The organism is Minwuia thermotolerans (assembly GCF_002924445.1).
In the GTDB taxonomy this organism is placed as follows: Bacteria; Pseudomonadota; Alphaproteobacteria; order Minwuiales; family Minwuiaceae; genus Minwuia; species Minwuia thermotolerans.
This window is the reverse complement of sequence record NZ_PIGG01000061.1, coordinates 43,933-61,906: the sequence shown is the minus strand read 5'-3', so window position 1 is coordinate 61,906 and position 17,974 is coordinate 43,933. Positions and strand designations below refer to the sequence as shown.

Here is a 17,974-nt window from a genome sequence, read left to right as displayed (position 1 = left end):
TGACCAGCCCCCAGCGATTGGTCCGGGTGGAATGTTAGTGCATGGGCGGCTTTGCCGCCAAGCCGGCCGGCTGGTGAAGCGGAGCGGAGCCTGACGGCCAGCCTGGCGGAATGATGACCTCCGGCGCCGGTGGTCGGTAGCCGAGACGGCTGTGCGGTCGGATCGTGTTGTAGTGACGGCGCCATTGTTCGATGACCACCTGCGCCTCCTTCAGCGTGTAGAAGATTTCCCCGTCGAGCAGCTCGTCCCGGAACCGGGCATTGAAGCTCTCGATAAAGCCGTTCTCCCAGGGTGACCCCGGCTCGATGAACGCCGTTCTGGCGCCCACCGCTGATATCCAGCGCCGCACGGCCTCGGCGACGAACTCGGGGCCATTGTCGGAGCGAACGAAGGCCGGTGGACCGCGGAGAATGAACAGGTCCGTCAGGACGTCGATCACATCGACCGACGAGAGCTTCCGGCGAACCCGGATCGCCAGGCTCTCGCGCGTGAACTCGTCCAGCACGTTCAAGGTCCGGAAGGTCCGGCCATCATGTGTCCGGTGGTGGACGAAGTCATAGGACCAGACATGGTTGGGCCGTTCTGCCCGCAGCCGCATGCAGGATCCGTCGCCCAGCCACAGCCGCCGCCTCTTCGGCTGCCGGGCCGGTACCTTCAACCCCTCGCGCCGCCAGAGGCGCTCGACCCGCTTGTCGTTGATCTGCCAGCCGGCCTCCCGAAGCAAGGCCGCGATCCGGCGATAGCCGTATCGGCCATACTGACGGGCCAGCTCGATCATGTCCGCCACCAGCCGGGCCTCGTCATCACGTCCACGCGGGAGATGGCGCTGCGTGGAGCGGTGCTGGCCGAGAACCCGGCAGGCCCGGCGCTCCGATATCCGGAGACGCCGGCGGACATGATCGATGCAACGTCGGCGACGCGAGGGGCTCAGAAGTTTCCCTTCGCAGCTTCACTCAGAATCTGCTTGTCCAGGGTCAGGTCGGAGACCGCCCGGCGCAGCCGCTCGTTCTCCTTCTCGAGCTCCTTCAGACGCCGCAGCTGATCGCCGCTCATGCCGCCATATTCCCTGCGCCATCGGTAGAAGGTGACTTCGCTGATACCCAGCTGCCGGATCGCATCCGCCATCGACATGCCCTGGCTGTGCAGGACGTCCGCCTGGCGGAGCTTGCCCACGATCTCCTCAGGCTTGTGACGCTTCCTTGCCATCTTTGATCCTCCTTGTTCCAAAACATCAGGATGGACCAATTCAATGGGGGAGGCTCAGAGGAGATAGTCCGAGAACTGCTCCACCATGCCGATGATGATGCCGCCGACCAGGGCGCCCGGGATCGAGCCGAAGCCGCCCACGACCGCGCCGGCGAAGGCCTTGATGGCGATGAAGCCGATCGAGGGATCCATGACGTTGGCGATGGGCATCATCATGACGCCGGTGATCCCCGCCACGCCGGTGGAGATGCCCCAGATCAGCGAGAAGATCATCGCCACCGGGATGCCCATGTAGTAGGCGGCGAGCTGGTTCTGCGAGGCCGCCTGCATGGCGACGCCGACCCGGGTGCGCTGGAAGAAGAAATAGAGCGCCGCGCACAGCACCAGGGTTCCGCCCATGGCCGCCAGCTTGCCGACGTCCAGCGTCACGCTGGCGACCTGCATCGCCTTGCCGGTGAACGGCGTCAGGAAGGCGATCTGCTCGACATTGTAGGCGTAGGGCATGACGAAGCGCAGCACGTAGCCGATGCCGATCGTCGCCATGACGATGGAGAACTGCGGCTGGCCGATCAGCCGGCGGATGACCACGATGTCCAGGAAGAACCCGAACACGATCATCACGGCGATGGTCAGCAGGAAGCCGAGCCAGTAGTTCAGCCCGAGCACGCCGATCAGGCCGAAGGCGATGAACGCGCCGACCATCATCAGGTCGCCCTGGGCGAAGTTGACCACTTCCGTCGCCTTGTAGATCAGCACGAAGCCGAGCGCGATCAGGCCGTAGATGCAGCCGAGCGAAAGCCCGTTGATCAGCAACGAGATGTAGATCTGCATGGTATCCACAGGCGTTCATCCTCCCCAATGCCGCCCGGCATCCTGAATCTGTCGATCCGGTTTGCCCGGACCGCCCCCTCCGCCGGTGCGCCTTCCGTTGTCGTCTCCGAGGCGCTAGCTTTTGATCCGGCAGGTCGGCGAAGCATAAGCGACGGTCATGGCCTGTCAATCGGCTCGGGAAGGGGAGGAATACCTTGGCCTACGCGATACCTTTCGTGCGCGAGATGGACTTCGAATACGGCGAGCCGGACCGGCTCAGCCCGCTGATTCGCCGTGTCGTCTGCCGCAATCCGGGCGCCTTCACCTTCATGGGCACGGGCACCTACATCATCGGCGAGGGCAGGGTCGCCATCGTCGACGCCGGCCCGGCGGACCCGAATCACATCGCGGCGGTCCTCAAGGCCGTGGAAGGGGAGACGGTGACCCACCAGCTGGTCACCCACACCCATGTCGACCACTCGCCCGGGGCGCGCCTGATCAAGGAAGCCACCGGCGCCGAGACCTGGGCCTATGGTCCGCACGGCTCCGGCAAGGACGGCCCGAAGGTAGAGGAGGGCGGCGACTTCGACTTCGTCCCCGACCACCAGGTGCGCGACGGCGACGTCATCGAGGGCGACGGCTGGTCGGTCGAGTGCGTGCACACGCCCGGTCACACCTCCAATCACATCTGCTTCGGCCTGCGCGAGGAGAAGGCGCTGTTCACGGGCGACCACATCATGGGCTGGTCGACCACCATCGTCTCGCCGCCGGACGGCGACATGACCGACTATTTCGCTTCGCTGGACAAGCTGCTGGCACGCGACGACGTCCGCTACTACCCGACCCACGGCGTGCCGATCGACAACGTCCACGACTTCGTCCGCGCCTACCGCGCCCACCGGCAACTGCGCGAGCAGCAGATCCTGGAGGTGCTGGCCGACGGGCCGAAGACGATTCCGGAGATGGTCGCGGTGATGTACGCCGACGTCGACCGCTCCCTGCACCGCGCCGCGGCGCGCTCGGTCTTCGCGCATCTGCTGCACATGACAGGCGACGGCCGCGTGAAGGCCGACGGCGAGCCGACCGCAAACGCCGCCTACAGGGTCTGAGCCGGGCGCTGGCGCAGCCGTGACTGGCGCGGAACCGCCGACGGCGCTAGATCAGGCGTCATGGGCGACTTCCTGATCGAGAACGAGGGCGCGGTCCGCATCGCCGTCTTCGTCATCATCCTGGCCGGCATGGCGGGGCTGGAGCGGCTCGTGCCGAAACGCCCGCTGGGCCAGCCACGCCTCAGGCGCTGGTTCGGCAATCTGGCGGTGGTGGCCATCGACACCGCCGCGCTCAGGCTGCTCTTCTTCTTCCTCCCGGCGCTCGCCGTGGGATTTGCGGCGTGGCTCGAAGCCGAGGGCGTGGGTCTGCTGAACGCCGTCGCGCTGCCGTACTGGGCCGAGTTCCTGATCGCGGTCCTGATTCTGGATCTGGTCATCTATGGCCAGCATGTCGCCTTCCACCACGTCCCGTTCCTCTGGCGGATGCACCGCATGCATCATGCGGACCTGGACATCGACGTGACCACGGGGCTGCGCTTCCACCCCGCCGAGATCGTCCTGTCGATGCTGTTGAAGCTTGCGGTCATCGCCGCGCTCGGCGCCCCGGCGCTGGCCGTGCTGGTGTTCGAGATCGCGCTCAACGGCCTGGCCATGTTCAACCATTCCAACATCGATCTGCCGGTCTGGCTGGAGCGTCCCCTGCGTCGGCTGATCATCACCCCCGACGTCCATCGCGTGCACCATTCGACCATCCCCCGCGAGCACAACTCGAACTTCGGCTTCAACCTCTCGGTCTGGGACCGCATCTTCCGCACCTGGCGGGCGCAGCCGGAGAAAGGTCACCGGGGCATGGAAATCGGCCTCAGCGCCTATCGCGACGGCGCGCGGCAGGGACTGCTGTGGATGATGGCCCTGCCGTTCCGGCGGCTATGAGCGCCGCCCTCAGCGTCGTCATTCCGGCGCTGGACGCCGCCCGGACCATCGGCGCGGCCATCGACAGCGTGGCCAGCCCGCACACGGGCGAGATTCTCGTGGCCGACGGCGGCTCGACGGACGACACGCGGGCCGTCGCGGAAGCTCATGGCGCGCGGGTGATCGAGGTGCCCAAGGGACGTGGCGCTCAACTTTGCGCCGGCGCGGCGGCGGCGGGCGGCGGCTGGCTGTTGTTCCTGCACGCCGACACCCGGCTCAGCCCGTCCTGGCAGGCCGAGGCCGGCAACTTCATGGACATTCCGTCGAACCGGCGGCGGGCCGGCGTCTTCCGCTTTCGCCTCGACAGCAGTGCGCCCGAGGCGCGGCGGCTGGAGGGCCGTGTGGACTGGCGCTGCCGCAGGCTGGGTCTGCCCTATGGCGATCAGGGCCTGCTGATCTCACGCCGCCTCTACGAGGAGATCGGCGGTTTCGCCCCGGTTCCCCTGATGGAGGATGTCGACATCGTCCGCCGCATCGGCCGCAGGCGGCTGCATTTCTTCGACGCGGCGGCGATTACCTCGGCGGCGAAGTTCGAGCGCGACGGCTGGCGGCGGCGTTCGGCGCGCAATCTCGTTTGCCTGACGCTGTGGTTCGCCGGGGTTCCACCGCGACTGATCGCGCGGCTCTACGGCCGATGAGACGGACCCTGATCGTCTTCGCGAAGGCCCCGCGCATGGGCTCGGTGAAGACCCGGCTGGCGCGCGGCATCGGGGACGCGGCGGCGCTGAGGTTCTACCGCGCGACCCTGTCGCGGACCATCGGCCTGGGGCGCGGCCTGAAGGGCGTCGAAACGCTGGTCAGGGTAACGCCGGACGCCGCCAAGGACAGCCGCGCCTTTCCCGCCGGCCTGCCGCGCCTGCCCCAGGGCTGCGGCGACATCGGCGAGCGGATGAAGCGGGCGCTCGATGCCGCGCCGGGCGACGCGGTGCTGGTCGGCTGCGACATACCCGGGATGACCGCCGACGACCTCCGCGCGGCCTTCGCCGCGCTGCGACGCCACGAGGCCGTCTTCGGTCCGGCGGCCGATGGCGGATTCTGGCTCGTGGGACTGAAAAGGGGCTTCCGCCCGGCGCGTCTGTTCCGCGGGGTGCGCTGGTCTTCGCCGGAGACCCTGGCCGACAGCCTCGCCGCGCTGCCCGCCCATGCGCGGGTGGCGCGCCTGCGCACCTTGAACGATGTCGACGATGTGGACGATTATGCTGCGCTCGGGTCCGGGAGCGGGGGTACATCATGAAGTTCGGCATCGGACAGGCGGTCACGCGCGTCGAGGACCGGCGGTTCACCACCGGCCTGGGCAATTATCTGGACGACGCGGCGCCCGAAGGCTGCCTGCACGGCTTCGTGGTGCGCGCGCCGGTCGCGCACGCCCGTCTCCGCTCGATCGACGTCGGGGCCGCCCGCGCGGCGCCCGGCGTCCGGGCCGTCTACGTGGGGCAGGACTGGCCCGACGCCGGGCTGAAGCCGATCCCGATCCGCGCCGCGCTGGAGAACGTGGACGGAACGCCGCTTGCCGTGCCGCCGCGCTGGCCGCTGGCGATCGGCCGCGTGCGCCACGCCGGCGAGGGCGTCGCCTTCATCGTCGCCGAGAGCCGGCGCGCCGCCGAGGACGCGACCGACCTGGTCGAGGCCGACTATGACGAACTCGACGTGGTGACGGATTCGGTCGCCGCGCTGGGCGACGGTGCGCCGCTGCTGCACGAGGAAGCGCGCGGCAACCGCGCCTTCCACTGGTCGAAGGGCGAGCGGGCGCCGGTGGAGAAGGCGCTGGCGGAGGCCGCCCACGTCGCCGAGCTCCGGCTGGTCAACAACCGCATCGTCATCAACCCGATGGAGCCGCGCGGCGCGCTCTGCCTCTATGACGCCGACAGCGGCGCGTTCACGCTCTCGGGCTCGATCCAGAACGTCTTCATGTTCCGCACCCTGCTCGCCGAGCAGATCTTCGGCATCGATCCGGCGAAGCTCAGGGTCGTCGCCTATGACGTTGGCGGCGGCTTCGGCGGCAAGAACCAGATCCAGCCCGAGCACGCCCTGGTGATGCACGCCGCCCGTGATCTCGCCGCGCCGGTGAAATGGGTCTCCGACCGGGCCGAAGGGTTCCTGACCGACGGGCAGGGCCGCGACCAGCAGACCCGTGTCCGCCTGGCGCTCGACAAGGATCACCGCTTTACCGGTCTTTACGTCGAGACCACGGCCAATCTGGGCGCCTATCTGTCCACCAACGGCCCCGTCGTGCCGACGGGCGCCACGGCCTCGGTGCTGGGCGGGGCCTATGACATACCTTCCGTCTATACCGAGGTGCGCGGCGCCTTCACCAACACGGTGCCCACGGATGCCTATCGCGGCGCCGGGCGGCCCGAGGCCTGCTACCTGCTGGAGCGCGTGGTGGAGATTGCCGCGGCCGATCTGGGCGTCGACTCGATCGAGCTCCGGCGCCGCAACCTGATCCGGCCGGAGAAGCTGCCCTACAGGGCGTCGCTGGGCCATCTGATCGATTCCGGCGGCTTCGAGGACCTGATGGATCGCGCCATCGCCAACGCGGACTGGGACGGGTTCGAGGCGCGCAAGGCGCAGTCCGCCGCCCGGGGCCGCATCCGGGGGCGGGGGCTGGCCTGTTACCTGGAGGCGACGCTGGGTGTGCCCAACGAATACGCCCGGATCGACTTCGACGCCGATGGCGGGGTTACGCTCTCGGTCGGCACCCAGTCCAATGGCCAGAGCCACGAAACCACCTTTGCGCAGATCGTCCACGAGAAGCTGGGTGTGGATTTTCACAGGATCCGCTTTCGCCAGTCGGACACGGCGGCGACGCCGCTCGGAAACGGTCATGGCGGCTCGCGTTCGCTGCAGCTCGCCGGCAGCGCCATTCTCGGCGCCTCGGACAAGGTAATCGAAAAGGCGAAGGCGCTGGCCGGCGAACTGCTGGAGGCGGCGGCCGCCGACATCGAACTGCGTGACGGCGCGTTCCGGGTCGTCGGCACCGACCGCAGCGTCGGCTGGGACGCGGTAGCGGAGGCTGCCTTCGCGGCGGGCCGCTCGGAATCCGACCGGGGCCTTTCCGGCGACGACGAGTACACCCGCGCCGGCAATGCGTATCCGAACGGCTGCCACATTGCCGAGGTGGAGATCGACCCGGAGACCGGCCTGATCGATGTCGTCGACTACACGGCGGTCGACGATTTCGGCCGCATCGTCAATCCGCTGGTGGTCCGCGGCCAGGTGATGGGCGGCATCGTTCAGGGGCTCGGCCAGGCGGTGCTGGAGCACACGGTCTACGATACGGAAACGGCGCAGCTCGTCTCCGGCACGTTCATGGACTACGCCATGCCGCGGGCCGATCATCTGCCCGCGACCCGGATCGACTTCTACGAAGACGCGCCGACCGAGACCTCGCCGATGGGTGTCAAGGGCTGCGGCGAGGCGGGCACCATCGCGGGCTCGCCCGCGATCGTCTCGGCGGTCTGCAACGCGCTGGGTCTGCGCCATATCGACATGCCGCTGACCCCGGAGAAGGTGTGGGCGGCGGCGCGCGGCCGCTGACCCCGAGACAATGTGTCGGCGGCGACAGTATTTGACGTAGCAACCGGCTACTTATTTCAGACAGAAGGCGAATTTCAGCGCCGAACGCCCTGAACGGGCGGAGGATGGGGTAGCCAATGTCCTTCGAAGGGGCGCCTATCGAGCCCGATGTCTGGCATGAATATGAGGAAGGCGGCGGCTTCATCCTCGACGAAACGCTGGCGTTCAGGCGCAGCCTGACGCGGCGCGGCTACGACTACTGGCGCGACCTTCGCGGTGACGCCGCCGGTCCGCGCAAGTCCGATCTCGATCCCGCCAGCATCGTGCCTCTGCTGCCCTATGTCGTGCTGATCGACATTATCCGGGACGCGAACGGCGCGCGCGACTACCGGGTCCGGCTGATGGGCACGGTGGCGGCCGCGAACCACGGCGACGGCACCGGGATGCTGGTTTCGAGGCACTTGAGCGGCAAGCCTCTCTACCGCATCCGCGGCGCGATAGACCACGTCGCCCGAAATGGCCGGCCCGTGCGGCTGGCGTCGGTTTCGGGCTACGAGAACCGGGAGTGGCTCCACGGCGAGGGCTTCTATGCGCCGCTGCTATCGGAGGCAGGCGGTCTGGATCACGTCTTCATCGTGGCCGACATCTGGTCCTCGGCGGCGCCGGTCAACGCCGCCCCGGACGAGGGCTGAACACCGTCCCCGCGCTCAGCCCTTCGGCGCGATCACCGCGTCGAGGGCGACCGCGCCATCGGGCCCGGCCAGGATCGGGTTGACGTCGATCGACTCGAAGCGGTCGGCATTGGCCGCGGCGAACACCGACAGCCGGGAGAGTATTTTCGCCAGCGCGTCCAGGTCGGCCGGCGCCGCGCCGCGCGCACCCTGCAGCAGGGGCAGGCCCTTCAGTTCCCCGATCATCCGCCGCGCCTCGGCCCGCCCGAACGGGGCGACGCGGAAGGTGACATCCTTCAGCACCTCGACGAAGACGCCGCCCAGGCCGAACATCACCGTCGGTCCGAAAACGGGGTCGTTCTGCACGCCGATGATGCATTCGACGCCGCCCTTCGCCATGGGCGCGACCAGAACGCCGTCGATAACGGCCTTCGGCGCATGCTCCCGCGCGCCGGCCATGATCGCCTCGAAGGCGGCTTCGGCCTCCTCCGGGCCGATGTTGAGCTTCACGCCGCCGATGTCGGACTTGTGCTGGATGTCGGCCGAGAGAATCTTCATCACCGTCCGCGTACCGAGCGCCTCGACCGCGGCCCTTGCCTCGACGGCGGAGGTCGCGACCTTCATTTCCGGATAGGGCACGCCGGCGGCGGCCAGAAGCTGAGCCGCCTCGTACTCGTTCGGCGTCGTTGCCGGGATCGCCCCGGTGACGGGCGCATCGGGCAGGGGGTCGTCGTCGCCGCCGCGGTCGAAGCCCTCCCGGATGCGCGCCAGCGCCTCGAGGATGCGCAGGCCGCGGTTCATGTCCTCCATGACCAGGTACTGGTTGGCCTCGAACTTCCGGCGGTTTTCGTCGTTGCAGAGCATGGAGACCGCCATGATCGCGTCCGGATACTTCTTCCGGATCGCGGGGAAGATCTCGTTCATGCCCACCATGATCCGGTCAGAGAAACCGACCGCGGACAGGAAGATCATGGTCATGTCGACCTTGCCGTGCTCCAGCATCGCCTCCAGTCCCTTGCCCAGCAGGTCGAACTGGTTCGTGGCCATGGCGGTGACGTCGACCGGGTTGCGTGCCGAGGCGTAGGGCATGGCCGCCTTGACCCCGTCCTGCGCAATGGCCGGCAGTTCCGGCACTTCCAGGCCGATCTTCTCGGCCTCGTCGGAGGCCATGACGCCTGCGCCGCCGGAGACGGTGACGATGCCCAGCCGCCGGCCCTTCGGCAGCGGGCTGGTCAGCGCCGCCGCGGCGACGTCCATCATCTCCTCCAGGCTGTGGGCGCGGTAGACGCCGTACTGGCGGAAGACGGCGTCGAAGACCGCATCCGCGCCGGCCAGCGAAGCCGTGTGGGTCGCGGCCGCCGCCGCGCCGACCTCGGATGCGCCGACCTTCATGGCGATCACGGGCTTGCGCGCCGCCCGCGCCAGCTTCAGCGCCGCGATCAGCCTGTCGGCGTTCTTGCAGCCCTCCATGTAGGCGGTGATGACCTTCGTCTCCGGGTCGCGCGCGCCGAAGGCGATGCAGTCGGCGACGTCGACGTCGACCTCGTTGCCGGTGGCGACCCAGGTGCGGATGCCGAGACCCAGCTCCCTGGCCTGCACCAGGATATGCGCGCCGACCGCGCCCGACTGGGTCATGATCGTCAGCCCGCCGGGCTTCGGCCAGCCATGGTCGAACATCGACGAGAAGGTGCCGATGGCCCAGGTCGCCGGCGTCAGCGTGCCGAGGCAGTTCGGCCCGCAGATCAGCATGCCCGACTGCGCGCTGATCTCGCGCAGGCGCTCCTGCCAGACCGCGCCTTCGCCGCCGACCTCGGCGAAGGAGGAGGAGAAGATGACGCAGGACTTCACGCCCGCTTCGGCCGCGGCCTCGACGACACTGACGACCGCTGGCGCGGGCACGGTGACGATCGCCATGTCGATCGGCTGCCCCACGTCGCGGATGTCGGCATAGGCCTTCAGGCCCTGGATCTCGCTCTCGCGGGGATTGATCGGGTAGATCGGCCCCTCGAAGGGCGCCTGGAGCATGTAGCGGATCGGCCGGCCGCCGAACTTGTAAGGCTCGTTCGAAGCGCCGATCACCGCAATGGACCGCGGTGTGATCAGCGCCGTGAGGTCACGGGGCTCGTTCATGGCTGTCCTTCCGGCGTCAGGCCGCAAGCTGCATCAGGTCGGCGACGGAGGGCTGATCCTCGATCGCCATCACGGCGGCCTTCAGCGCGCCGGCGCGGTTGCCGCCGATGACGGGCCCGGCAAGCATGTCGAACTTGTGGGCGATGCGGTGGCCCTGCGCAGCCACGTCATCCGCCGGAATGCCGGAATCGTGCTCCGCCGAAAGCCGCCTTCCGTCCCGGGTCTCGATGACGATCTCGGACCAGGTGGACGGGACGCCGGAGACGAGGTCGACGCCGACCTTCTCGCGGATGGCGTTGAGCCGGGCGTCGGTCGCGTTGGCTTCGTTGTAACTGGCCATGCCCGCCGTATCGATGCCGGCCAGCGCGAAGGCCGCGGTCATGCGCAGCGAGAACTTGGTCTCCAGTCCCGTCTTCGGTGCGGGAATGTTGCAGACCCGGTCGGCGCCCTTCTCGACACGGAGCGTCGCGGAGACGATGTCCGCCGGGTCCAGCGTCTCGCCGGTCCTGAGCCTGGTCCCGCACTCGATGCCCGCGTGAGTGAGGTAGCAGGCGGCGTGGTACTTGAAGAGGTTGTTGCGCACGTGGAAACCGCCGCCCGGCGCGGGGCCGGTCGCGGCCTCCGGATTGAAGTGCTTCGAGTGGGTATCGGCGAAGCCCTGGGCGCAGTCCAGGATGTCGCCGCGGGAGGAAAAGCCGCGGCTGGCCATGGTCGCGGCCAGCAGGCCCGCCTCGGTCGCCCGTCCCGCATGGAAGGGCTTGCAGTCGGTGCCGAACTGGCTCTTCAGGCCCGCCGCCATGGTGCCGGCGATGCCGAAGGCGCGGGCCATCCGCTCCTCGTCCAGCCCCAGCAGCCGTCCGCAGGCGGCGGCGGCCCCGAAGGTTCCCGCCGTCGCCGTCGAATGGAAGCCCATGGCGTAGTGCCCGGGCATGACCAGCGCGCCGACCCGGCAGGCGGTCTCATAGCCGGCGACGAAGGCGGTCAGCACCTCGGCGCCCGAGGCCCCGGTCTTCTCCGCCAGGGCCAGCAGGCCGCCGGCGACCGCCACCGTCGCGTGGCCGGAAAGGGTCATGTTGACGTCGTCATAGTCGTGGGCGTGGCTGGCGGTGCCGTTCACCAGCGCCGCCTGGCGGCTGGCCAGCTTGCGGCCCAGACCGACCAGGGTCGCCTGCGGATGGCCGCCCTGGTCCTCGGCCTCCTCGGCGACCAGGCGCGTGCAAGGCTCGGACGCCCCGGCGATGGTGACGCCGAACCAGTCCAGCAGGCACTGGCGGGCGACCGCCCGGGCGTCGTCGTCTATGTCATCGATCGCCAGCCCCGACGCCATCCGCGCCAGGGTGCGGGTCACCTCCGTATCGGCCATGGGCCAGCATCCTCCCTCAGCGCCCCTTGAAACGGGGTTCGCGTTTTTCGGCGAAGGCAAGCATAGCTTCCTTCGAATCCTCCGTCTTCCCCAGCTCCCACGTCATGGTCTGCTCGAAGCGGTAGCCGTCGCGCAGGCTCATTTCCTCGAAGGTGTTGGCCGAGTGCTTGGCGATCTCGACCGCCACGGGACTCTTGGAGGCGATCTCGGCGGCGATGGCGTGGGCCGCGGGGATCAGCTCGTCGCGGGGCACGCAGGCCTCGGCGACACCCAGCCGGTAGCATTCCTCGCCCGAGACGCGCATGCCGGTGAACATCATCCGCCGCGTGCGGCTGTGACCGAACAGCCGCATGCAGTGTCGCCCGCCGCCGGCGAGGCCGACATTGATCTCCGGCAGACCGATCGAGGCGTCGTCGGCGCAGACGATGATGTCGGCGGATGCGACCAGCGCCAGTCCCGCGCCCAGCGCCGCGCCACCGACGGCGGCGACGACCGGAATGCGGCATTCCATGATCGAGTGGAAGCATTCCCGGGCGCGGCGGCTGTGCTGCCAGTGGTCGCCCGGGCCGCGCTTCGACTTCGCCCGGTCCTTGATCTCGGCGCCGGCGGAGAAGTGCTTGAAGGCTGAGCAGAGCAGGATCGCGCGGGCTTCCGGCGCGTCCGAAAGCCGGTCGAAGACCAGCATCATCTGGTCGTGGAAGGGCTGCGACTGCGCGTTGACCGGGCCGGCGGCCATGGTCACGGTGGCTACGTGATCGTCGCCGATCTCGCAGCGGATGAGTTCGGTGCCGTAATCCATGATCAGGCGTAGGACAGGCTGATGAACTCGGCCACCATGGCCGGGCGCTCCTGACCTTCGATCTCCATGGAGACCTCGGCGATGAGCTGTACGCCGTCACCGGCGATGTCGTTCACTTCCTTGATCTTCTGGCGCAAGCGCACCCGGCTGCCCGCCGGCACCATGTTGGTGAAGCGGATCTTGTTGGTGCCGTAGTTGATGCCGCGGCTGCGCTTCCTGATTTCCAGGGTCTGCGCCGAGAGCATCGGTACCAGTGACAGCGTCAGGAAGCCGTGGGCGATGGTCTTGCCACCCGGCATCTCCTTCTTCGCCCGCTCGACATCGACATGGATCCACTGGTGATCGCCGGTGGCGTCGGCGAACTTGTCGATCATCTCCTGGTCCACGGTCACCCATTCGGAGACCCCGCAGTCCTCGCCCACGTGCTTCTTCAGGTCCTGTGGCGTTTCGACGGTCAGCATCTGGTTTCCCCTCCGGTACTTCGTTGTCAGTAGGATCGCGGCAGACCGAGCACGTTCTGCGCGACGTAGTTGAGGATCATGTTGGTGGAGATCGGCGCGGTCTGGAACAGGCGGCATTCGCGCCATTTGCGCTCGATGTGGTACTCGCGGGCGAAGGCGAAGCCGCCATGGGCGGTGAAGCAGGCTTCCGCCGCGTGCCAGGCCGCTTCCGAGGCCAGCATCTTGGCGATGTTCGCCGCCTCGCCGCAGTCGAGGCCCGCCTGGAACAGCGCCGCGCCCTGACGCACCATCATGTCGGCGGCCTGGATTTCCGCATAGGCGCGGGCGATCGGGTGCTGCACCGCCTGGTTGGAGCCGATGGCGCTGCCGAAGACCACGCGCTCATTGGAATAGGCCACGCCCTTCTCGATGAACCACTTGCCGTCGCCGATGGCCTCGGAAGCCACCAGCACGCGCTCGGCGTTCATGCCCGAGAGGATGTACTTGAAGCCGCGGCCCTCGTCGCCGATCAGCGCCGAGGCCGGGATGCGCATGTTGTCGAAGAAGACCTCGTTGGTGTTGTGGTTCACCATGGTCTTGATCGGCCGGATCTCGCAGCCCTTGCCGACGACCTCGCGCAGGTCGACGAGGAAGACTGACAGCCCGTCGGTGCGTTTCTTCACCTCGTCGGGCGATGTGGTGCGCGCCAGCAGCAGCATCAGGTCCGACTGGCGCGCCCGGCTGGTCCAGATCTTCTGGCCGTTGATCACGTACTCTTCGCCCTCGCGCACGGCGCGTGTCTTGAGCTGCGTGGTGTCGGAGCCGGTCGTCGGTTCGGTGACGCCGAAGGCCTGCAGGCGCAGTTCGCCGGTCGCGATCTTCGGCAGGTACTGCTGCTTCTGCGCCTCGGAACCGTGCCGGAGCAGGGTGCCCATGATGTACATCTGCGCATGGCAGGCGGCGGCCGAACAGCCGCTGGCGTGGATGGTTTCCAGGATCACGGAGGCGGCACGGAGCGGCAGGCCGGAGCCGCCATATTCCTCCGGGATCAGCGCGGCGAGATAACCGCTCTCGGTCAGCGCATTGACGAAGGCGTCCGGATATTCGGATTTCTCGTCCAGTTCGTGCCAGTACTCCTGCGGGAACTTCTCGCAGATCCGGCGCACCTGGTCGCGGAGATCAGGCCAGTCCGGGCCCAGCTCCATCCAGGCGCCGTCATTGGTCGTCATCGTCGTGTCGGCGTTCATGATTTCTCCTCCCCCGGATTCCCCGCGCCTACTCGGCCGCCACCGCGTGGGACGCCGGCCTGAAGCCCTTGGGCTGCCCGGCCTTCGCAACCATGCCGTGCAGGGGCTCGTCGGGCAGGTTCTCCGAGAGCAGGCCCCGGATTTCCAGCAGGCGGTCGAGATCGATGCCGGTCTTCACACCCATGGCCTCGAACATGAAGACCAGGTCGTCCATGACCACATTGCCCGTCGCCATCGGCGCGAAGGGGCAGCCGCCCAGCCCCGCCAGCGAGGCGTCGAATGCGCGGCAGCCGGCCTCGTAGGCGGCCAGCGCGTTGGCGAGGCCGAGGCCGCGCGTGTCATGGAAATGGGCGACGATGGTCGTGTCCTTGCCGAACCGGTCGATGGCCTGGCGGAAGACGTTCTTCACCTGCGCCGGGTTGGCGTAGCCGACGGTGTCGGCGATGGCGACCTCGGCGGCGCCGCGCTTGAGATACTCCTCGATCAGCCACATCACGCGGGCCGGCGGGATCTCGCCTTCCATGGTGCAGCCCAGCGCCGTGGAGACGCCGCCGCAGACCGCCGTGTTCGCGTAGTCCGGGTTCGAGCGCTGGACCTCCATCACCTGGTCGAAGCGGGCGAGCGATTCCTCGGTGGAGCACTTCACGTTCTTCTGGTTGTGGGTCTCGGAGGCCGAGAGCACGAAGTTCAGCTTGTGCACGCCGAGCTGGAAGCCGCGTTCCGCCCCCTTGGCGTTGGGGATCAGCGCGGAGACCGTCAGGTCCGGCTGCGCCAGCGCATGTTCGACGATCTCCTGATGATCCTGGAACTGCGGCACGACGTGCGCCGGCACGAAGGAGCAGACCTCGATCTCCGGCATGCCGGCCGAGACCGCGTCGGAGATCCATTTCTTCTTGGCTTCCGTCGGAAAGATCGACTTGACCATCTGCAGGCCGTCGCGAAGTCCGACCTCGCGCAGGATGACGTCACGTTCCATGGCATTTCCTCCCCGGAAAGACCCCACCGCCTGTCATCCCCGCTTTCGCGCGGCGAAACGCGGGGATCCGGTGGATGTCGCATTCTATTCTGGCCGCGGCCCCCGAGTCTCGCCAAGGCTCGATCGGGGATGACAACCATGCGCGGCCGCTACCGGCCCTTGAAATCCGCCTTCCGCTTCTCGTTGAAGGCGCGCACGCCCTCCAGGCGGTCCTCGGTCGGCACCATCCGATTATAGGCCTCGATCTCGTAGAGGTAACCGGTGTGGTAGCCGAGCTGGGTCGACATCGCGATCGACTTCTTGGCCTGGCGGACGGCGATCGGGCCGTTCGAGGCGATGCGCTCGGCGGTGGCGATCGCCTGGTCCATCAGTTCGTCGGCCGGGCAGACCTTGTTGACCAGACCCCATTCCAGGGCTTCCTCGGCGGTGAAGGGCGTGGCGGTCAGGATGATCTCCTTGGCGCGGCGCACACCGACGGCGCGCGGCAGATTCTGCGTGCCCATGGCGCCGGGCATGATTCCCAGCGAGGTCTCGGTCAGCGCGAAGCGGGCGTTGGGCGAGGCGTAGGCGAAGTCGGCGGCGCAGACGAACTCGCAGCCGCCGCCGAAGGCCGCGCCGTTGACCGCGGCGATCACCGGCACGGGGCAGTCCATCATTGCCATCATGCCGCGCTCGAAGAGCGCATGCTGCTGCTGCCACTGCTCGTCGGTCATGTTGTTGCGCTGTTTCAGGTCGCCGCCGGCGCAGAACGCCTTGTCGCCCTCGCCGGTCAGCACGATGCAGCGGGTGTCGCCGGGATCGACGTACATCTGCTCCCAGACCTGCTTGATGTCCGCGCCCATCTGCGTGTTCATCGCGTTGCGGGCTTCGGGGCGGTTGAACTTCACGACCAGGACGTGCTTCGCCGGGTTCTCCAGCTTCAGCGTCTCGAACTCCGCCTCCATCAGGCACTCTCCTTGTTCTCGCCGGGCGGCAGGATCTCGTCGGTGTCGGCGCCGAGGTCGGGGGCCTTCGAGCGCAGGCCCGGCCGCTCCCGGTCGAAGCTGAGCGGCATGCCCACCAGGCCGAAGGGCGCGCCGGCGATCTGCTGCACCATGCCGGCGGCGATGGTCTGGGGATGGTCCAGGACCTCGTCGATGGACTGGGTCGGCGCATTGGGCACGCCGGCCATGTCGAGGATGTTCTGCCAGTGCGCCCGGGGTTTCTGGATCAGCAGGTTGGAAAGCTGACGCTTCAGTTCCACGCGGTTGGCGTCGCGTTGCGGGTTGGTGGAGAAGCGCGGATCCTCCTTCCAGTCCGGGCGCCCCAGGGCATCCGCCAGCTTGAGGAACAGCCGGTCGTTGGAGGCGGCGACGATCAGATAGCCGTCCTCGCACTGGAAGGCCTCGTAGGGCGCGATGCCGCGTACGCCGGAGCCATGGCGCTTCGGCAGGTTGCCGGTGGTCTGGTAGTCGGCCGAATAGAAGGTCATCCACTGCACCGCCGTCTCGAACAGCGCGGCGTCGACCAGTCCGCCCTTGCCGTTGACGCCGCGGCGGAACAGCGCCGCCAGGATACCGATGGCGCACCACATGCCGGTACCCATGTCGATCACCGAGATGCCGCAGCGCACCGGCGCCTGGCCCTCCTCGCCGGTCACCGACATGATGCCGCCGAAGGCCTGCATCAGCGCGTCGTAGCCCGGCCGGTCCTTGAGCGGGCCGTCGGCGCCGAAGGCGTTGAGATTGCAGTAGACCAGCTTCGGGTTCAGCGCGCAGAGCGTGTCGGCATCCAGGCCGAGGCGCTTCATGGCGCCGGGCCGCATGTTCTGCACCACGATATCGGCCTCGGCGGCGATGCGCCGCCTGAGCGCCTCGACGCGTCCCGGGTCCTTCAGGTCGACGGTGACCGACTTCTTGTTGCGGTTCAGCGCATGGAAGATCGTCGCCGTGCCGTCCTCGGCGAAGGGCGGGCCCCAGGCCCGGGCGTCGTCGCCCTCGGGCCGTTCGATCTTGATCAGTGTCGCGCCCAGTTCGGCCAGGATCGAGCCGGCGAACGGCCCGGCCACGTTGGAGCCGAATTCATAGGCGACAAGCCCGTCCAGCGGTAGCGCCACGGCCATTCCTCCCCCGTCTGAAACCGTGGGGGCACACTAGGCGCGCGCGCGCCGTCCGGTCAATCGACCCCGCTCAGAACAGCGCCACGAGCACCATGACCAGCGTCGCCGCGAAGCCGACGAACCAGATCAGCGTCCGCCACGGCGACCAGCCCAGCGCGTAGGCCGGGATGTAGAGCAGCCGCGCGGCCAGGAAGACGCCGGCGCAGTACTGCGTCAGCTCGCTCGAGGCCTGGCCGAGCACGACGAGAACCACGGCGACGGCGAAAAGCAACAGTCCCTCGTTGTAGTTGGCCATCGCGCGCTTCAGCCGCGCGGCCGCGCCGGTGAGTTCCTTCTGCTCGTCGCGCGGGCCCAGCAGATAACCCATGCCGACCTGGCCGCTGGCGGCCATGGACGAAACAAGGAAATGCAGCACCCAGATCAGGGCCGCCCAGCCCAGGGCCTGAAGCTCGTAGGACATCTCGGTCATAGCCGTTCCCTCCCGGTCGTTGACAACCGGTATCCTGACCGAAACGGGAGCGAAAGAATAGCGGTATCGACAGCGTGTTCGGGACGGCGCTTCGTGGGCCTCAGGGCCGGCCCTGAGGCACATGCTCGACGGGGCAACTCGATCCTGTCGCCCTTGGACTCGATCCAAGGGCCCAGCGAACCGATGGACTGGATCCCGGGGTCAAGCCCCGGGACGCCACGTGCTTCT

At 68.1% G+C, this 17,974-nt stretch carries 17 protein-coding genes; 6 read left to right on the top strand and 11 right to left on the bottom strand.

Annotated elements, in window-relative coordinates:
* Positions 1-34: 34 nt before the first annotated feature.
* Together CWC60_RS17075 and CWC60_RS17070 are read right to left on the bottom strand one after the other, a co-directional pair.
* Positions 35-1,206, bottom strand: a protein-coding gene (locus tag CWC60_RS17075; RefSeq protein WP_109792214.1) for an IS3 family transposase whose coding sequence is annotated in 2 segments (ribosomal slippage) — positions 35-942 and positions 942-1,206 — 1,173 coding nt in all. Because the reading frame shifts where the segments join, the coding sequence is not laid out codon by codon here.
* Between the two features lie 54 nt (positions 1,207-1,260).
* A complete protein-coding gene (locus CWC60_RS17070; protein ID WP_241147947.1) occupies positions 1,261-2,037 on the bottom strand; it encodes a branched-chain amino acid ABC transporter permease in 777 nt (258 codons plus the stop codon).
* 194 nt (positions 2,038-2,231) lie between these two features.
* Here CWC60_RS17070 and CWC60_RS17065 point away from each other — a divergent pair, with 194 nt between their 5' ends.
* From CWC60_RS17065 to CWC60_RS17040, 6 genes are all read left to right on the top strand, one after another.
* Positions 2,232-3,125 carry an MBL fold metallo-hydrolase gene (locus tag CWC60_RS17065; protein ID WP_206419991.1) on the top strand — a complete coding sequence of 298 codons (894 nt, stop codon included), beginning with the start codon at positions 2,232-2,234 and terminating at the stop codon, positions 3,123-3,125.
* A 60-nt stretch (positions 3,126-3,185) separates the two neighbouring features.
* Positions 3,186-3,998 (top strand): sterol desaturase family protein, encoded by an 813-nt coding sequence (locus tag CWC60_RS17060; RefSeq protein ID WP_109795129.1) that lies wholly within the window; start codon positions 3,186-3,188, stop codon positions 3,996-3,998.
* A complete protein-coding gene (locus CWC60_RS17055) occupies positions 3,995-4,675 on the top strand; it encodes a TIGR04283 family arsenosugar biosynthesis glycosyltransferase (RefSeq protein WP_109795128.1) in 681 nt (226 codons plus the stop codon). Before CWC60_RS17060 ends, CWC60_RS17055 begins: the two co-directional genes overlap by 4 nt.
* Positions 4,672-5,271, top strand: a complete 600-nt coding sequence (locus tag CWC60_RS17050; RefSeq protein ID WP_109795127.1) for a TIGR04282 family arsenosugar biosynthesis glycosyltransferase — start codon at positions 4,672-4,674, stop codon at positions 5,269-5,271. The genes CWC60_RS17055 and CWC60_RS17050 overlap by 4 nt, the downstream gene beginning before the upstream one ends.
* Entirely contained in the window at positions 5,268-7,574 is a 2,307-nt protein-coding gene (locus tag CWC60_RS17045; RefSeq protein ID WP_206419990.1) for a xanthine dehydrogenase family protein molybdopterin-binding subunit, read from the top strand. Before CWC60_RS17050 ends, CWC60_RS17045 begins: the two co-directional genes overlap by 4 nt.
* Positions 7,575-7,690: 116 nt before the next feature.
* A complete protein-coding gene (locus tag CWC60_RS17040; RefSeq protein WP_109795125.1) occupies positions 7,691-8,245 on the top strand; it encodes a PAS domain-containing protein in 555 nt (184 codons plus the stop codon).
* 15 nt (positions 8,246-8,260) lie between these two features.
* On the opposite strand, the gene CWC60_RS17035 is transcribed toward CWC60_RS17040, so the two are convergent.
* From CWC60_RS17035 to CWC60_RS16995, 9 genes are all read right to left on the bottom strand, one after another.
* The gene (locus tag CWC60_RS17035) at positions 8,261-10,354 is read right to left on the bottom strand and encodes an acetate--CoA ligase family protein (protein ID WP_109795124.1); all 2,094 of its coding nucleotides are present in this window, start codon (positions 10,352-10,354) and stop codon (positions 8,261-8,263) included.
* Between the two features lie 16 nt (positions 10,355-10,370).
* Positions 10,371-11,717, bottom strand: coding sequence for an MmgE/PrpD family protein (locus tag CWC60_RS17030; protein WP_109795123.1), 1,347 nt, complete (start codon positions 11,715-11,717; stop codon positions 10,371-10,373).
* Between the two features lie 16 nt (positions 11,718-11,733).
* Positions 11,734-12,516 carry an enoyl-CoA hydratase/isomerase family protein gene (locus tag CWC60_RS17025; RefSeq protein WP_109795122.1) on the bottom strand — a complete coding sequence of 261 codons (783 nt, stop codon included), beginning with the start codon at positions 12,514-12,516 and terminating at the stop codon, positions 11,734-11,736.
* A 2-nt stretch (positions 12,517-12,518) separates the two neighbouring features.
* Positions 12,519-12,977, bottom strand: a complete 459-nt coding sequence (locus CWC60_RS17020) for a MaoC family dehydratase (RefSeq protein ID WP_109795121.1) — start codon at positions 12,975-12,977, stop codon at positions 12,519-12,521.
* 26 nt (positions 12,978-13,003) lie between these two features.
* Positions 13,004-14,161 carry an acyl-CoA dehydrogenase family protein gene (locus tag CWC60_RS17015; RefSeq protein WP_420891169.1) on the bottom strand — a complete coding sequence of 386 codons (1,158 nt, stop codon included), beginning with the start codon at positions 14,159-14,161 and terminating at the stop codon, positions 13,004-13,006.
* Positions 14,162-14,231: 70 nt separating this feature from the next.
* Positions 14,232-15,179 carry a hydroxymethylglutaryl-CoA lyase gene (locus tag CWC60_RS17010; RefSeq protein WP_109795120.1) on the bottom strand — a complete coding sequence of 316 codons (948 nt, stop codon included), beginning with the start codon at positions 15,177-15,179 and terminating at the stop codon, positions 14,232-14,234.
* Positions 15,180-15,328: 149 nt separating this feature from the next.
* The gene (locus CWC60_RS17005) at positions 15,329-16,123 is read right to left on the bottom strand and encodes an enoyl-CoA hydratase/isomerase family protein (RefSeq protein ID WP_109795119.1); all 795 of its coding nucleotides are present in this window, start codon (positions 16,121-16,123) and stop codon (positions 15,329-15,331) included.
* Positions 16,123-17,280 carry a CaiB/BaiF CoA transferase family protein gene (locus tag CWC60_RS17000; RefSeq protein ID WP_109795118.1) on the bottom strand — a complete coding sequence of 386 codons (1,158 nt, stop codon included), beginning with the start codon at positions 17,278-17,280 and terminating at the stop codon, positions 16,123-16,125. The genes CWC60_RS17005 and CWC60_RS17000 overlap by 1 nt, the downstream gene beginning before the upstream one ends.
* Positions 17,281-17,347: 67 nt before the next feature.
* Positions 17,348-17,746, bottom strand: a complete 399-nt coding sequence (locus CWC60_RS16995) for an MAPEG family protein (protein ID WP_206419987.1) — start codon at positions 17,744-17,746, stop codon at positions 17,348-17,350.
* Positions 17,747-17,974 lie beyond the last annotated feature (228 nt).

Excerpts from the sequence above, each read along its gene's own strand:
- CWC60_RS17070 (WP_241147947.1), bottom strand. The coding sequence starts at position 2,037 with ATGCAGATCTACATCTCGTTGCTGATCAACGGGCTTTCGCTCGGCTGC.
- CWC60_RS17060 (WP_109795129.1), top strand. The coding sequence starts at position 3,186 with ATGGGCGACTTCCTGATCGAGAACGAGGGCGCGGTCCGCATCGCCGTC.
- CWC60_RS17055 (WP_109795128.1), top strand. The coding sequence starts at position 3,995 with ATGAGCGCCGCCCTCAGCGTCGTCATTCCGGCGCTGGACGCCGCCCGG.
- CWC60_RS17050 (WP_109795127.1), top strand. The coding sequence starts at position 4,672 with ATGAGACGGACCCTGATCGTCTTCGCGAAGGCCCCGCGCATGGGCTCG.
- CWC60_RS17045 (WP_206419990.1), top strand. The coding sequence starts at position 5,268 with ATGAAGTTCGGCATCGGACAGGCGGTCACGCGCGTCGAGGACCGGCGG.
- CWC60_RS17040 (WP_109795125.1), top strand. The coding sequence starts at position 7,691 with ATGTCCTTCGAAGGGGCGCCTATCGAGCCCGATGTCTGGCATGAATAT.
- CWC60_RS17035 (WP_109795124.1), bottom strand. The coding sequence starts at position 10,354 with ATGAACGAGCCCCGTGACCTCACGGCGCTGATCACACCGCGGTCCATT.
- CWC60_RS17030 (WP_109795123.1), bottom strand. The coding sequence starts at position 11,717 with ATGGCCGATACGGAGGTGACCCGCACCCTGGCGCGGATGGCGTCGGGG.
- CWC60_RS17025 (WP_109795122.1), bottom strand. The coding sequence starts at position 12,516 with ATGGATTACGGCACCGAACTCATCCGCTGCGAGATCGGCGACGATCAC.
- CWC60_RS17020 (WP_109795121.1), bottom strand. The coding sequence starts at position 12,977 with ATGCTGACCGTCGAAACGCCACAGGACCTGAAGAAGCACGTGGGCGAG.
- CWC60_RS17015 (WP_420891169.1), bottom strand. The coding sequence starts at position 14,161 with ATGGAGCTGGGCCCGGACTGGCCTGATCTCCGCGACCAGGTGCGCCGG.
- CWC60_RS17010 (WP_109795120.1), bottom strand. The coding sequence starts at position 15,179 with ATGGAACGTGACGTCATCCTGCGCGAGGTCGGACTTCGCGACGGCCTG.
- CWC60_RS17005 (WP_109795119.1), bottom strand. The coding sequence starts at position 16,123 with ATGGAGGCGGAGTTCGAGACGCTGAAGCTGGAGAACCCGGCGAAGCAC.
- CWC60_RS17000 (WP_109795118.1), bottom strand. The coding sequence starts at position 17,280 with ATGGCCGTGGCGCTACCGCTGGACGGGCTTGTCGCCTATGAATTCGGC.
- CWC60_RS16995 (WP_206419987.1), bottom strand. The coding sequence starts at position 17,746 with ATGACCGAGATGTCCTACGAGCTTCAGGCCCTGGGCTGGGCGGCCCTG.